At 36.8% G+C, this 14,475-nt stretch carries 10 protein-coding genes; 1 reads left to right on the top strand and 9 read right to left on the bottom strand.

Annotated features, from left to right (window positions below):
* Nucleotides 1-9: 9 nt before the first annotated feature.
* A complete protein-coding gene (gene recJ / locus ATN92_RS07405; protein ID WP_056950432.1) occupies nucleotides 10-2,319 on the bottom strand; it encodes a single-stranded-DNA-specific exonuclease RecJ in 2,310 nt (769 codons plus the stop codon).
* Between the two features lie 115 nt (nucleotides 2,320-2,434).
* On the bottom strand, nucleotides 2,435-3,094 hold the full coding sequence (locus ATN92_RS07400) for a class A sortase (RefSeq protein ID WP_082604463.1): 660 nt from the start codon (nucleotides 3,092-3,094) through the stop codon (nucleotides 2,435-2,437).
* Between the two features lie 172 nt (nucleotides 3,095-3,266).
* On the opposite strand from ATN92_RS07400, the gene galE reads away from it, so the two are divergent.
* Nucleotides 3,267-4,259, top strand: coding sequence for a UDP-glucose 4-epimerase GalE (galE, locus tag ATN92_RS07395; protein ID WP_056950437.1), 993 nt, complete (start codon nucleotides 3,267-3,269; stop codon nucleotides 4,257-4,259).
* Between the two features lie 978 nt (nucleotides 4,260-5,237).
* On the opposite strand, the gene ATN92_RS07390 is transcribed toward galE, so the two are convergent.
* The 7 genes from ATN92_RS07390 to ribF form a co-directional block, all read right to left on the bottom strand.
* A complete protein-coding gene (locus tag ATN92_RS07390) occupies nucleotides 5,238-6,542 on the bottom strand; it encodes a dihydrolipoyl dehydrogenase family protein (RefSeq protein WP_056950440.1) in 1,305 nt (434 codons plus the stop codon).
* A gap of 63 nt (nucleotides 6,543-6,605) precedes the next feature.
* Nucleotides 6,606-8,453 (bottom strand): translation elongation factor 4, encoded by a 1,848-nt coding sequence (lepA, locus tag ATN92_RS07385; RefSeq protein WP_054641925.1) that lies wholly within the window; start codon nucleotides 8,451-8,453, stop codon nucleotides 6,606-6,608.
* 109 nt (nucleotides 8,454-8,562) lie between these two features.
* Nucleotides 8,563-9,702 carry a molecular chaperone DnaJ gene (gene dnaJ, locus ATN92_RS07380; protein WP_025085193.1) on the bottom strand — a complete coding sequence of 380 codons (1,140 nt, stop codon included), beginning with the start codon at nucleotides 9,700-9,702 and terminating at the stop codon, nucleotides 8,563-8,565.
* 124 nt (nucleotides 9,703-9,826) lie between these two features.
* Nucleotides 9,827-11,692, bottom strand: coding sequence for a molecular chaperone DnaK (gene dnaK / locus ATN92_RS07375; RefSeq protein WP_056950443.1), 1,866 nt, complete (start codon nucleotides 11,690-11,692; stop codon nucleotides 9,827-9,829).
* Between the two features lie 39 nt (nucleotides 11,693-11,731).
* Nucleotides 11,732-12,298 (bottom strand): nucleotide exchange factor GrpE, encoded by a 567-nt coding sequence (gene grpE / locus ATN92_RS07370; protein WP_056950446.1) that lies wholly within the window; start codon nucleotides 12,296-12,298, stop codon nucleotides 11,732-11,734.
* 16 nt (nucleotides 12,299-12,314) lie between these two features.
* Nucleotides 12,315-13,361 (bottom strand): heat-inducible transcriptional repressor HrcA, encoded by a 1,047-nt coding sequence (hrcA, locus tag ATN92_RS07365; RefSeq protein ID WP_056950449.1) that lies wholly within the window; start codon nucleotides 13,359-13,361, stop codon nucleotides 12,315-12,317.
* A gap of 169 nt (nucleotides 13,362-13,530) precedes the next feature.
* Entirely contained in the window at nucleotides 13,531-14,475 is a 945-nt protein-coding gene (gene ribF, locus ATN92_RS07360; protein ID WP_056950452.1) for a riboflavin biosynthesis protein RibF, read from the bottom strand.

Here is a 14,475-nt window from a genome sequence, read left to right as displayed (position 1 = left end):
CCATTCAACCTAACAATGGCAATCATAATCACTCATCCAAGATAAGAGATCGTCAAAGTTGGATTCAATTAATATTTTTTCAACTTCATTGCGTTGTAATCTCTTCAAGTATGTCGGAGATTCAATCAATTCGCGTTGTTGTGAAGCATCAGCTTTTTCAACAAAGCCATTTACCATTTTAACAAAATTTAGCTCAAAAAACACTTTTAAATAAAAATCAACGTCATTTTTTTCAAAATTTAAGTATTTTGCGACTAAATCCATCTGATTTACCTGAATATTTTGGTGAGAATAAATATATTTCAATAATTCTTTCATTCTCAACATATCAGGTTTCAAATAACCACTAGCCAAATTCGTATGGAAGAACAAAGCTGTATGTTGTGACTTATTCTTCTTAATGAATTCCTTAAACAGATCCATATTATGTGGGCGATCATAAATCAAAATGTTATCGCCAGAAACATCTTCATCATAACGAACCATATTCACTTGTAGCTTAGAACGTTTAGCGGCTTCATAATAAGCTTCATTGAAGAAAACCACATCATCGAAATGGTTGATTATTTCAGTTGATATACGTTTATTTCGATAATCGAGATAAACCTTTTTCAACTCTTGCACTTTTTGAGCAGCTGGTGAGACTTGAAAATCATCCAACATCAATTGGAGATTCTTGCGTCCAGCCCACTCATTAATACCTAGTTCACCATAAACGTCGCAGACATCAGTTTCCTCTTCTTGAGATTTCTGATACATCCCAAAACCAATTGCATCAACTTGATGACTCTGATCAGCCACTTGAGTCTTCAAATGCGTACCATCTTTACCAATTGAACGAATCTGAGTTAACTCAGCATTGGTCAACTTAATTACTGGTTTAGGGTTACCCATTCCAAATGGTGCCAAACGATTGATCTTTTTGATCAAGTCAAAGTTCAAATCAGCAATCTTCAAATCAAGATCATACTTTTTAACTACGGGTGCATGTGGATCAAAGTCCTGTTTAGCGGGTTCAGCCTGTATCAATTCAGTCAGTTTATCCAGTTGGCTTTCCTCAATTGAAAAACCACAGGCTTGTGCATGCCCACCAAAAGCCGTGAATAAATCACGATATTGATCCAATGCTGTAAACAAATTGAACCCCTCAGGACTACGACCAGAGCCTTTCATTACACCACTATTCTCATCAAACTGCGTTGCCAAAACTGGCTTATTTTCTTGATCCATGGCACGACTAGCCACAATTCCTAAGACACCTTGATGCCAACCATTACCCTTTAAGACCAGTACACCATTATCTTTTTGAGCCGCAATCTGATCTTGAGCATCATTGAAAGCGGAGTCAACTAGTTCTTGTCGATGAGAGTTGATATCTTCAGTTTCGTCAACAATTTCTTTAGCAAAATTTTCATCACCCGTTGTCAACAATTCAACACCAGACGAAGCATTGTCCAGGCGTCCTAAAGCATTGATGCGGGGTGCAATTTTAAAACCGATATCCTCTTCTGAAATATCGTTAACTTTAATTTTACATTTTTTAATTAGTGCACTTAAGCCCACATGATGATTCTGACGCATCTGTCTAAGGCCTTCAGAAACAATGACACGATTCTCGCCTTTAAGAGCCACTGAGTCGGCCACAGTACCAATTGCTGCTAAGTCTATTAATTCCAAAGCTTCGTCACCTAAAAGGGCATCAGCTATCTTAAAAGCCACTCCTGCACCAGATAAGTATGGGCAGACATATTCTGCACCGGGAATTGTTGGATGAACGATTGCATCAGCTTCCGGTAACTCTTTAGGTAAATCATGGTGATCAGTCACAACAACTTGAATTCCCTGATCTTTTAAATATTTGATCTGATCTTTACCACTGACACCATTATCGACCGTAATCAATAAATCAATTCCCTTATCAGCTAACTCCTTGTAACGATCCAAATTAGGACCGTAACCATCTTTAAAACGATCTGGAATGTAAAAGATAGGTTTAGCCCCCAATTTTTGTAAAGTTAACTTCATAATCGAAGTACTTGTAACACCATCAGCATCATAATCACCATAGATGGCAATTTTCTTCTGTGATTGCACAGCATCATCGATTATTTCCAGGGCCTTGTCCATATCATGCAAACCAAATGGATCCTGTAGTTCATCTACATTGCTATTCAAAAAGGATTCAATCTCTAAATTGTCAGTTATACCTCTTTCTATCAATAACTGAGCTACGATATTGTCGACCCTTTTATCTGTCGCAAATTTTTCTATTTCTTGTTTTGAGGGATTTTTACGCTTTCCCCAATTTATTAATGTCAATCCATCACCTACTGTCAATTAATTATAGCAATTTTCGAACGTAAAAAAAAAGCCTTGAAAACATCATTACAATTTAATTTTGTAAATTCTGTTTTCACAAGCTTTTAAGTTACTATTAAGAAAAGACGGCTAAAGTAGCTTTATTCGCTGGTTCATTTCTAACAAGTGATCCTTGTAGAGCCCAACGATTGGTGCCTCCATCAGCACATGTGATCAAAGTTAAAATATTTTGCCCCTTCACATCATCTAATAAATAAACCGCTGTTGGTGGAACAATTTTCTTATAGTAAATTTTGTAAGTATAAACTCGTTTCATATCTGTAATATAAGCTAAATCACCTATTTGAGCATTTTCCAGTGGTGAGAAAAGTGCACCTTTGTTAGTCATATAATGACCTGCCAAGGCATAATTGTTCTTGCCCATTTTCTCGTCTTCTTTCATCGTACCACCACCGGTTGATAGAGCATTATCACTCAAACCAACAACGATTGGTAAACGAAGATTAACTGACGGAACTGACATTTTTCCGATTACTGCGGCATCATTATTAACAGCAGCCTTAGCTACCTGACCAGCGGAAATAGGCTTCACCTTGTTAAAATCAAATTGTCCTTTTTTCTTTTGATTTGCTTTAACCTTATCAGCTGTCAAACTGCTTAAGTTATGATTAGAAATCTGCTTAACAGCATATTCCTTAATTGGTTGATTAAAAATCAACGCTAGAGCTATCAAAAGAACAAGGATAGTTCCAAAAATTGAAAAGAATTTCTTCATCTTTTTCATTCCGTTCCAATAAATTTACAATATGCAATACAGTTTTAATATTAAAGCATCTGTCCAAAAAAGTTAAGTCCTTAATCTTTTTCTAAAAACTTCAATAATATCAACATTTAAAAGCTTATAAATAAGCTATAATGTAGTTATAAATGAATCTGGAGGTAATTTTATGAGCATTCTTGTTTTAGGTGGTGCCGGATACATTGGCTCACATACAGTAGACCATTTGTGCGAGCTTGGTTACGACGTCATTGTAGCAGATAACTTATCGACTGGTCATCAACAAGCTATCAATCCAAAAGCTAAATTCTATCAAGGTGATGTCCGTGATAAAGAATTTTTGATCAAACTATTCCAAAATGAAGATATTACTGATGTCATTCACTTTGCGGCCTTTTCAGTTGTTCCTGAATCAATGAAGGACCCTCTTAAGTATTTCGACAACAATACAAGTGGTATGATTTCATTACTTCAAGTAATGCATAATTTTGGCGTTAAACATATTGTCTTCTCATCAACTGCCGCAACTTATGGCGAACCTAAACAAATTCCTATTAAGGAAACTGACCCTACCGTACCTACTAATCCATATGGTGAAAGTAAATTAGCCATGGAAAAAATCATGCACTGGTGTGACGTAGCTTATGGTATTAAATTCGTTGCCTTGAGATACTTCAATGTTGGTGGCGCAAAACCTGATGGTACAATCGGTGAAGATCACAATCCTGAAACTCACTTGATTCCTGTTGTCTTGCAAGTTGCTGCTGGACAACGTGATGAATTGACAATCTTCGGTGATGACTATGATACTAAAGATGGTACTAACGTCCGTGATTACGTCCACGTTGAAGATTTAGCCGAAGCTCACCGTCTAGCTATGGAATATCTCCGTAGTGGTAATGACAGCAATGTCTTTAACCTCGGCTCATCTACCGGATTCTCAAACAAGGAAATCCTTGAAGCAGCTCGTAAAGCTACTGGTAAGGAAATCCCTGCTAAAATTGGTCCAAGACGTCCCGGTGATCCAAGTACTTTGATTGCTGATTCAACAAAAGCCAGAACAGTTTTGAAGTGGCAACCTAAGTATGATGACGTTGAAAAAGTTATCAGTGATGCTTGGAACTTTAAGTCAAAACATCTAAATGGTTATGAAGAAAAATAATTAATAAAAAATGTCGGAATTCTAATTTGAATTCCGACATTTTTAAGTGACCAATAAAAATTAATTCTGAACACTTTAATTACTTTTTGAGAACAGTTAATAACGGGTCTGATCCACTTAAAGTATGTACTGCCAATGGCGGTTCTTAAACTCAATCTACCATCCAGTTGATTTGATAAACAACTTTATGTGTGCCTTTATAGAATGTTGTAGTTAAAATTATTAATTAATATAGGAAAGGAGGTATACAATCATTAAAAATATTATTGCTTTTGTCACACATCATCCAATACCAATAATATTCGTTATTATACTGTTAATAATAATAGTATTTTTTTGGAAAATCGAACCCTTTCTCAATAGAAACCAATATATGCAAAGAGGAAAACTGATATCTATGCTATCGGATAAGAAATTTCAATATTATGATAAAAGTGATTTCTGTACAATGATATTTAAGAAATCAATTCTGGACTTAAATAAATATTCAAGAACATATTCATCACTAACGCCTTTAAAAAGAAAAATAATGGTTAAGAATCTTAAGTCCATGGATAACGATACATTAGATCAGCTGTATGTAGACTGTGTTAACTACCTAAGCAACCCTTTTCACACATCAAATTCTATTTCTGTCAGTTTAATATTTGCCGTTATTGCTATATTCGTATCTATAACCATCTCTACACACGAGGAAATCTTAACCATTATACTGATGACTCTTACATTCTTCATGTACACTAGATTTAATCACAACAGAAAAGTTTATTCATACGAACTTTTCATAATTGGCTTGCTACATTCTATTAATCATGATAGATATCCTTTCCCCTAAGAAAATAGAACTATTATTTTCTCAACTATCTGACATAATCAGTTAATAACAACATAAAAAAGCACAAAATATTGGAATCCGGTTTAATTTGAACTCCGATATTTTGCACTTTTTTTATTTTATTATTTTACCAATACATATGTTTAAAATAAATATTCCAAATCACTACCAGCAGTTGGATAAGCTAAGATTTCTTTCTTAACATCAGCATGAGTCATCTTCTGTTCAATTGCTTTTGTTAAGAGATTGATCATACTGTCGGCTTCATTGCTTAGAACCGTTGCACCAATAATTTGAGATTGATCATTCAGCACAATTCTGATCATAGCCTTAGGTTCATTGGTATGGCTGTATGTGAACCAGCTAGTTACATCCTGATCAACCACCTTAGTACCATTCTGTTCACCAACTTGAGCTAGTTTAGGCGTTCCATAAACAACCGTTGGTATCAATGGAATCTTGATATCATCTGTAGTCTTTCCTGAAATAACATCACTAACATAGCCAGCTTCAAAACCGGCAACTGGTGTCAATTTAGGAGTTTTTGTTGAAACAACATCCCCAATGGCAAAAATTTTATCATTGCTTGATTGCAACTTTCCATTCACAACTACACCATGGCGGTCTGTTTTGACATTAGCCTTTTCCAAATCGAGAATATCTATATTAGGAATTCTTCCTGTGGCGCCAATAATCAAATCACTAGTCAAACTGAAATCATCTGCCTTCAATGTTAGTTGTCCAGCTGATTTTACAACTTCTTTCGTATCAACATTGAAGTGGAATTTAACGCCCTTAGCTTCCAATTGATGAACTAACTCTTGAGCATATTTCTCATTGAATGCTTTCAAAGGATGATCATTATGGTGAACTACATGAACCTCCGCTCCGGTTGCATTAGCAATTGTAGCCAATTCGAAAGCAATATAGCCCGCACCGATAATTGTAATTGTCTTAGGCATCTGTTTGAGTGACAAGAAGTCGGTACTAGATAAAAGATACTCTTTACCAGGAATATCTAAATAACTAGGACGTTGTCCTGTCGCGATAATAAAGTGATCGGCCTGATAGGTAGACTCATTAACACTTAATTCTTTTTCTGAGACAAATTTAGGTGAGCCATCGATAGCTGTAATACCAGCATTGATGGCTCCTTTTTTACTTCCAGCAGACACTGGATCAGTAAAACCTGCTTTAAACTTCTCTAACTCTTCCCAATTGACATAAGGAACATCACCAAATCCCCTTCCCTTCAATTGAGTCATTCTATCTCTGGCCTCAACGGCACTTAAAAGAACTTTCTTGGGATCACAGCCACGGTTAGGACAAGTTCCACCCCATAGATTATTTTCAATCAAAGCTACATTTTGACCAGCTTCACTCAAATCATAAGCCGCCGCTAAACCACCTGGGCCAGCACCAATGATGATCGTATCAAATTTTTCCATATGAATCCCTCCAAATAAAAAAGCACTTATAATGTAAACACTAATTACATTATAAGCACTTATCTAATTTTTGCCGTCTTCTTTGCCTCGGTTAAGGTTCAAAACAGCCATGAAGGCTTCTTGAGGAATAGAAACTTTTCCGACTTCCTTCATACGCTTCTTACCGGCCTTTTGCTTATTCAATAGCTTATCACGACGGGTTCTATCACCACCATAAAGTTTAGCAGTAACATCCTTACGATAAGCCTTAACATTGGAACGAGCGACTACCTTATTACCAATAGCAGCTTGAATAGGAATTTCAAACATTTGACGAGGAATAACTTCCTTCAATTTAGCAACGATGTCACGACCACGCTTTTGAGCAAAGTCCTTATGAACAATAAAGCTCAAAGCATCGACGGGTTCACCATTAAGCAAAATATCCATTTTAACCAATTCACTTGGTTCGTAATCATCGACATCATAATCTAGTGAAGCATAACCTTTAGTATTTGACTTCAAATCATCGAAGAAATCAAAAATAATTTCTAGCAATGGCAACTTATAAACTACGTTTACCCGATACTTATCCAAATAATCCATTGTGACGAACTCGCCACGCTTATGTTGACAGAGTTCCATAACGGGACCAACGAAGTCTTCGGGAACCATAATTTCAGCTCGAACAAATGGTTCACGAACTTCTTTGATCTCAGAAACATCAGGTAACTCAGCTGGATTATCGACTACGATTTCCTCACCGTCAGTCGTTGTTACATGATAATCAACTGATGGTGATGTGGTAATCAAATCAAGATCAAAGTCACGTTCCAAACGTTCTTGAACAACATCCATATGCAATAGTCCTAGGAATCCAACACGGAAACCAAATCCTAAAGCTTGGGATGTTTCTGGTTCATATTCCAAAGCAGCATCATTTAATTGTAATTTATCTAAAGCTTCTTTTAAATCTTCATATTTAGCATTGTCTACAGGATAAAGTCCAGCATACACCATTGGTGTACTCTTACGATATCCGGTCAAAGGTGAATCAGTTGGATTATTGGCAAGTGTAACTGTATCACCAACTTGAGTATCCTTAACGGTCTTAATACTTGCAGTAATATAACCTACATCCCCAGCCATCAAATAATCACGTTTAACGGCTTTAGGAGACATCACACCAACTTCTGTAACTTCGAAGGTCTTCTTATTACTCATCAATTGAATCGTGTCTCCGACCTTTACAACGCCTTCTCGAACACGTACATCCAACACAACGCCACGATAACTGTCATAAACAGAATCAAAGATCAATGCTTTGAGTGGTTTATCCAAATCACCTTCAGGAGCTGGTACATCAGAAACAATTCTTTCAAGCAATTCGTCGACACCAATACCAGTCTTAGCACTCATCAAAATTGACGATTCGGCGTCTATACCGATCATCTCTTCAATTTCTTCTTTAACTTTATCAGGTTCAGCTGAAGGTAAGTCAATCTTATTGATAACTGGTACAATTTCCAAGTCATTATCAATCGCTAAATAAGCATTAGCCAAAGTTTGAGCTTCAACACCTTGAGCAGCATCAACCACCAACAAAGCTCCCTCACAAGCAGCTAGAGAACGTGAAACTTCATAGGAGAAGTCCACATGTCCTGGAGTATCAATTAGATGGAAGATATAGGTCTTACCATCTTTTGCTTCGTATTCAAGTTCTACCGCGTTTAACTTAATAGTAATTCCACGTTCACGCTCCAAATCCATATCATCTAGGATTTGGGCTTTCATCTCACGTTTTGAAACAGTCTTAGTTCTTTCCAAAATTCGATCAGCAATCGTTGATTTACCATGATCGATATGCGCTACGATAGAAAAATTACGAATTCTTTTTTGTCTTTCTTTTAACTTATCGAGATCTAAATCCATAAATTATTCCCTTCTATCAGAAATTTATCATTCTTTCTATTTTACACTATTGTACTACTATGTTCTATATGTAAAAAAGAAGAGACCAACGGCCTCTTCTTTTTTATTTTTATTCGCCTTTAAAAGCATCTCTTACTTTGTTGAAAAAGTTACTATCTTTTTCTTTAACTTTGTCGCCACCAGCTTCAGCAAATTGTTTCAAAGCACTACGTTGTTCACTAGACAACTTACGAGGTGTAACGATATTAACTGTTACCTTTTCATCACCGATACTCTTACTGTTTAGAACTGGAGCACCCTTACCACGTAATCTGAATGTTGTTCCTGTTTGAGTACCACTTGGGATATTCAATTCTACAGGACCATGAACTGTATTAACTTTGATCTTATCGCCTAATGTAGCTTGTGGGAAACTGATATTTACTGATGCATAAATTGTCGAACCATCACGTCTGAACTCCTTACTTGGAGCAACGTGAAAGACAATATACAAATCACCATAAGGTCCACCGTTTGTTCCGGCTTCACCTTGACCATCTAAGCGCATTTGTTGTCCATCTTCAACACCAGCTGGAACTGTAACCTTAAGTTCATGCTTTTCATTTACCTTACCTGAACCATGGCAAATGTTGCACTTTTCTTTGATTTCTTTACCAGTACCATTGCAGACATCACAAACAACTCTTGTACGCATACGGCCAAGTGGAGTTTGACGATCTACTTCAACATAACCTGAGCCATGACATTTAGAACATGTTTCTGGATGTGTACCAGGTTTAGCACCTGAACCACCACAAGTTGAACATTCCTCTTCACGATTATAGGAAATGTTAGTCTTTTTACCAAAGACACCCTCTTCAAAAGTCAAATCCATGCGATATTGTAAGTCGGAACCTTGTCTTGGGGCATTAGGATTTTGACGAGCAGCACCGCCGCCACCAAAGAATTGGCTAAAGATATCTTCAAAGCCACCGAACTGATCACCAGCACCGGCACCACCGAAGCCGCCAAATCCACCTTGGCCACCATTCATACCGGCAGAACCATATTGATCATATTGAGCACGCTTTTGTGGATCCTTTAAAATTTCATAAGCGGCATTAACTTCCTTAAACTTTGCTTCAGCATCAGGCGCTTTATTCAAATCAGGATGATACTTTTTTGAAAGTTTACGAAATGCTTTTCTTATATCGTCATCAGAAGCGTTTTTATCAACGCCTAGTACGTCATATGGATTTTTATCTGCCATTAAATCACCTTTGCATGACAGGACATTTGAGTCCTATTCCTTTTTAACGCTCAAAAGAGCAGTTATGTTCTTACTATACCATAATTGGTTTTAGTAATTAAACGACTGCTCTTTATCACAATTATTATTTCTTATCTTTATCAGGATCTACTTCTGAGAAGTCGCCATCAACTGTATTGTCATCGCCTGACTTCTTATCATCAGCTGAACCTGTACCAGCAGCACCTTTATCGCCACCAGCTTGTTGTTGTGCTTGTTGAGCTTGTTGATAAAGTTTTACAGAAAGATCTTGAACAATCTTGTTCAAATCGTCACGTTTCTTCTTCATATCTTCAAGATCACCTGAGTCTTGAGCTTTCTTCAAAGCATCACGAGCATCTTGGGCTTTCTTGATTTCATCGTCAGAAACTTTGCCTTTAACGTCTTTTAGAGTCTTGTCTGTTGCAAATAATGTTTGTTCAACGTCATTCTTAACATCGACTTCTTCCTTACGTTTGTTATCTTCCTCTTCGTGTTCCTTAGCTTCTTTCATCATCTTATCAATTTCTTCATCACTCAAACCTGATGAACTCTTGATAGTGATCTTTTGTTCCTTGTTTGTTCCCATATCCTTAGCAGAAACATTTACGATACCATTCTTATCAATATCGAATGTAACTTGGATTTGAGGTACACCACGAGGTGCAGCAGGAATATCTGTTAATTGGAAACGACCTAAAGTCTTATTGTCAGCAGCCATTGGACGTTCACCTTGTAGGACGTGAATATCAACAGCACTTTGATTATCGGCAGCAGTTGAGAATACTTGTGACTTGCTTGTTGGGATAGTTGTATTTCTATCGATCAACTTAGTGAAGACACCACCCATTGTTTCGATACCAAGTGATAGAGGTGTAACATCAAGTAAAACAACATCCTTAACATCACCAGAGATAACACCACCTTGGATAGCAGCACCAAGAGCAACAGCTTCATCAGGGTTGATTGAGTGGTCTGGAGCTTTGCCAGTCCATTTAGCAACAGCATCTTGAACAGCAGGAATACGTGTTGAACCACCATTTAAGATAACCTTGTCAATATCTGAATTTGTAAGATTTGCATCTTTCAAAGCATTGTCAACAGGAATCTTTGTTCTTTCAACAAGATCTGATGTCAATTCATCAAACTTAGCACGTGTCAATGTTTCTTCCAAGTGAAGTGGACCATTAGCACCTGATGAAATAAATGGAAGACTGATTGATGTTTGAGCAACACCTGATAAGTCCTTCTTAGCTTTTTCAGCAGCATCCTTTAATCTTTGAAGAGCCATCTTGTCTTGTCCCAAATCAACGCCATTCTTAGCCTTGAATTGTTCAACTAACCAGTCGATGATCTTTTGATCAAAGTCATCACCACCAAGATGTGTGTCACCATTTGTTGAAAGTACTTCGAAGACACCGTCACCTAATTGAAGAACGGAAACATCAAATGTACCACCACCAAGATCATAAACAAGAACTTTTTCGTCACCCTTGTCATTATCTAGGCCATAAGCAAGTGCTGAAGCTGTTGGTTCGTTAACGATACGTTGAACGTTCAAACCAGCAATCTTACCGGCATCTTTAGTAGCTTGTCTTTGTGAATCATTGAAGTATGCAGGAACAGTGATAACAGCATCTGTAACTTTTTCACCTAAGTAGTCTTCTGAGAACTTCTTGATGTGTTGTAGAATGAATGCTGAAATTTCTTGTGGTGTATATGATTTGCCGGCTACAGTAACCTTGTAACCTGCTTCACCCATATGACGCTTGATTGATGAAACTGTATCTGGGTTAGTGATTGCTTGACGCTTTGCAACTTCACCAACTTGGATTTCACCGTCTTTAAAAGCAACAACTGAAGGAGTAGTTCTTGCACCTTCTGGGTTTGTAATAATCTTTGGAGAACCGCCTTCAAGAACGGCTACAGCAGAGTTTGTAGTACCTAAATCAATACCAATAACTTTTGACATAAACCTTAACCTCTTTTAATTTTCTTATTTAATTATTTACTATTGAGCAACAACGACCATTGCTGGACGAAGTACACGATCTTCTAATTTATAACCCTTTTGTAAAACTTGAACGACTGTATCCTTCTTATGCTTATCATCAGCAGGAACAGTTTGAACAGCTTGACTATCTGCTGGATCGAATTTCTCACCAGCATTGTCAATAACAATCACATGGTTATCTTCCAATGCCTTAGCCATATGTTGTTGAACCATTTCAATACCTTTTTTAAGTTGCTTACTGGCATCATCGTCAGCATCAACTGCCAAGGCACGTTCAAGATTATCAATAACGGGAAGAATCTCAGTTGCCAATTTTTGACCATCATACTTAAGAATATTAGCAACTTCTTTACTATGACGCTTGTTCATATTTTGAAGTTCAGCTTGTGTTCTTAAGAGATTGTCTGACAACTCATCATTCTTAGCCTTAAGATCTTTGATTTCTTTATCTTTAGGATCAACCAAAGCATCCTTTTTAGCTGATTTTTTATCAGCTTTCTTATCAGTCTTGGGAGCTGCTTCTTTAGCAGTCTTCAAATCTTGATCTTTTTCTTTATCTGCCATTACTTCCTCCTAAATTTCAAGAATCATCATACCTTGAATAATAATCAATTAATCTTTTGGCTAATTCAACTCTGAACTCACCAAGTAAACCTATCAACTGTGAATAATGCATTGTCGTTGGCCCTAATAAAGCAATAACACCTTTACCATGATGACCAACATCATAATTAGCAGTAATAATACTGTAATTCTTCAATGCATCACTCCCAAGTTCACTTCCTAAACGAACCTTAATGGCATCGTCAGAAATACTTGGATCAATCAATTTTCTTAAATCAGTACTTTGATTGATGATTGAGAACAACGATTGAACTTGCGATAGATCATCATTATTAGCATAATTTAACAAATTCAATTGTCCATCAACGTAATACTTCTCAGCACCAGCCTTCTTAAAGAGCTGATCCATCATATCCAACAAACCATCAGTTGAATACATATATTCGGAAAGAATTGCTGGAACATCGGTATGAAGCATCTGAACAACTTTAGGCAAAGGCTGTCCAACTAACTTATCGTTTACAATGTTAACAATCTTTTCAATTAATGAAGTATCAAAATCATCATCGATTGTATAAATATTATTCTCAACATTATTATCACTTGTGACAATGATTGCCATAAGTTGATGTGGATTCAAGGGAACGATTCTAAAACCTGTTAAAAGAACTGAACTGCTCTCCGGTCCTAATGTGATTGCTGTATAACTAGTTAGATGAGATAAAATCTTGGCAGATTGTTCGATAATATCATCAATTTGATGATATGTTTTACCAAAGTCATCGTCAATTCTCTGTGCTATATCTTGCGGTACACTAGTTGGTTGTACCAGATGATCCAGATAATAACGATATCCCATCGCTGAAGGAATTCTGCCTGATGAAAGATGAGTTTTCTCGAGGTAACCCACTTCTTCAAGCACTGCCATTTCATTTCTGATTGTCGCAGAACTTACATGAAAAGGTAATTCATTCATCAATGTCTTCGAACCAACCGGCTGGCCGGTATCTGTGAATATGCGCACGACTTCTCTCAAGATTGCATCTTGACGTTGTGATAGCATTATACCGTCCTCCTTTTTAGCACTATTCATACCTGAGTGCTAACAATGTAAAATATAACAATCTATCCCTATAGTGTCAAGTATGCACGCCCAATTTTTGGAATTATTTGCTAAAAAGTTTCAGAAATCAAAAAAGAGAACTCTTGATGACATCTCTATTGTCATTTACTCAAGTTCTCTTTTTTTTTGGTAAAACTTTAAGCGAATTAATCTTATCTAATTCCAATTGTTTGACTAAACCTTTTGCTCCATCAAACTTAACTTCACCACGTAAATATTTAACCCATTCTAGTGCCACATGCTCACCATAAATATCAGCGTCAAAATCGAAAATATTAGTTTCAATTGTAACTCCAGTATTCTCTTTGAAGGTTACATTATAGCCCACAGATGTCATCGAATTGTACCAAGTATCGCCGACCTTAATTCTTGTGGCATAAACCCCAATTGAAGGAATTAACTGATTACCCTCGGTTGCCAAATTAGCTGTTGGATAACCTAAAGTTCGACCTCGTTGTAATCCATGAACCACCGTTCCCTGATTCTGATAAGTGTAGCCTAAAAATTTATTGGCTTCTTCTACTTTATTCTCGGAAATAAATTTCTTAATCGCACTAGAGCCAATCTTTTGATCATCTAAAACTTGTTTTGGTACAGTTACAATTTCAAATTTATTGTGTGAGTACTGTGGCAAGGTCTGCATATTGGCAACATCTTTCTTCCCATACGTATAATCAAAGCCAGCTACGACAAATTTAGCGTTTAAATCAATCATATATTGATCAACAAACTCTTGAGGTTTCAATTGTGCAAACGTCTGACCAAATTCAACAAAATAGAGCTGATCAACTCCAAGCTTTTCTACTAACTCAGCTTTTCGGTCCATTGTCGAAAGATATTTATAATCGTTTTCGTATTGATACACCGTTCTGGGCGAACGATCAAAGGTCAATAACACTGATTTTAATCCATGCTTCTGAGCAAGCTCTACCCCTGTTTTGATAACCTTTTGATGACCAAGATGTACCCCATCAAAAAAACCCATGATCAAAACTGTGTCCTCAGTTGGACGTTGCTGCTTGAGAAGCGGATGTTTAACTTTAATAATCTGCAT

It is taken from the genome of Companilactobacillus bobalius (genome assembly GCF_009764355.1).
This window is presented reverse-complemented; position numbering and strand designations above follow the sequence as displayed.

Coding starts and splice junctions, on each gene's coding strand:
- ATN92_RS07400 (WP_082604463.1), bottom strand. CDS start 3,094: ATGAAGAAATTCTTTTCAATTTTTGGAACTATCCTTGTTCTTTTGATA.
- galE (WP_056950437.1), top strand. CDS start 3,267: ATGAGCATTCTTGTTTTAGGTGGTGCCGGATACATTGGCTCACATACA.
- ATN92_RS07390 (WP_056950440.1), bottom strand. CDS start 6,542: ATGGAAAAATTTGATACGATCATCATTGGTGCTGGCCCAGGTGGTTTA.
- lepA (WP_054641925.1), bottom strand. CDS start 8,453: ATGGATTTAGATCTCGATAAGTTAAAAGAAAGACAAAAAAGAATTCGT.
- dnaJ (WP_025085193.1), bottom strand. CDS start 9,702: ATGGCAGATAAAAATCCATATGACGTACTAGGCGTTGATAAAAACGCT.
- dnaK (WP_056950443.1), bottom strand. CDS start 11,692: ATGTCAAAAGTTATTGGTATTGATTTAGGTACTACAAACTCTGCTGTA.
- grpE (WP_056950446.1), bottom strand. CDS start 12,298: ATGGCAGATAAAGAAAAAGATCAAGATTTGAAGACTGCTAAAGAAGCA.
- hrcA (WP_056950449.1), bottom strand. CDS start 13,361: ATGCTATCACAACGTCAAGATGCAATCTTGAGAGAAGTCGTGCGCATA.
- ribF (WP_056950452.1), bottom strand. CDS start 14,475: ATGCAGATTATTAAAGTTAAACATCCGCTTCTCAAGCAGCAACGTCCA.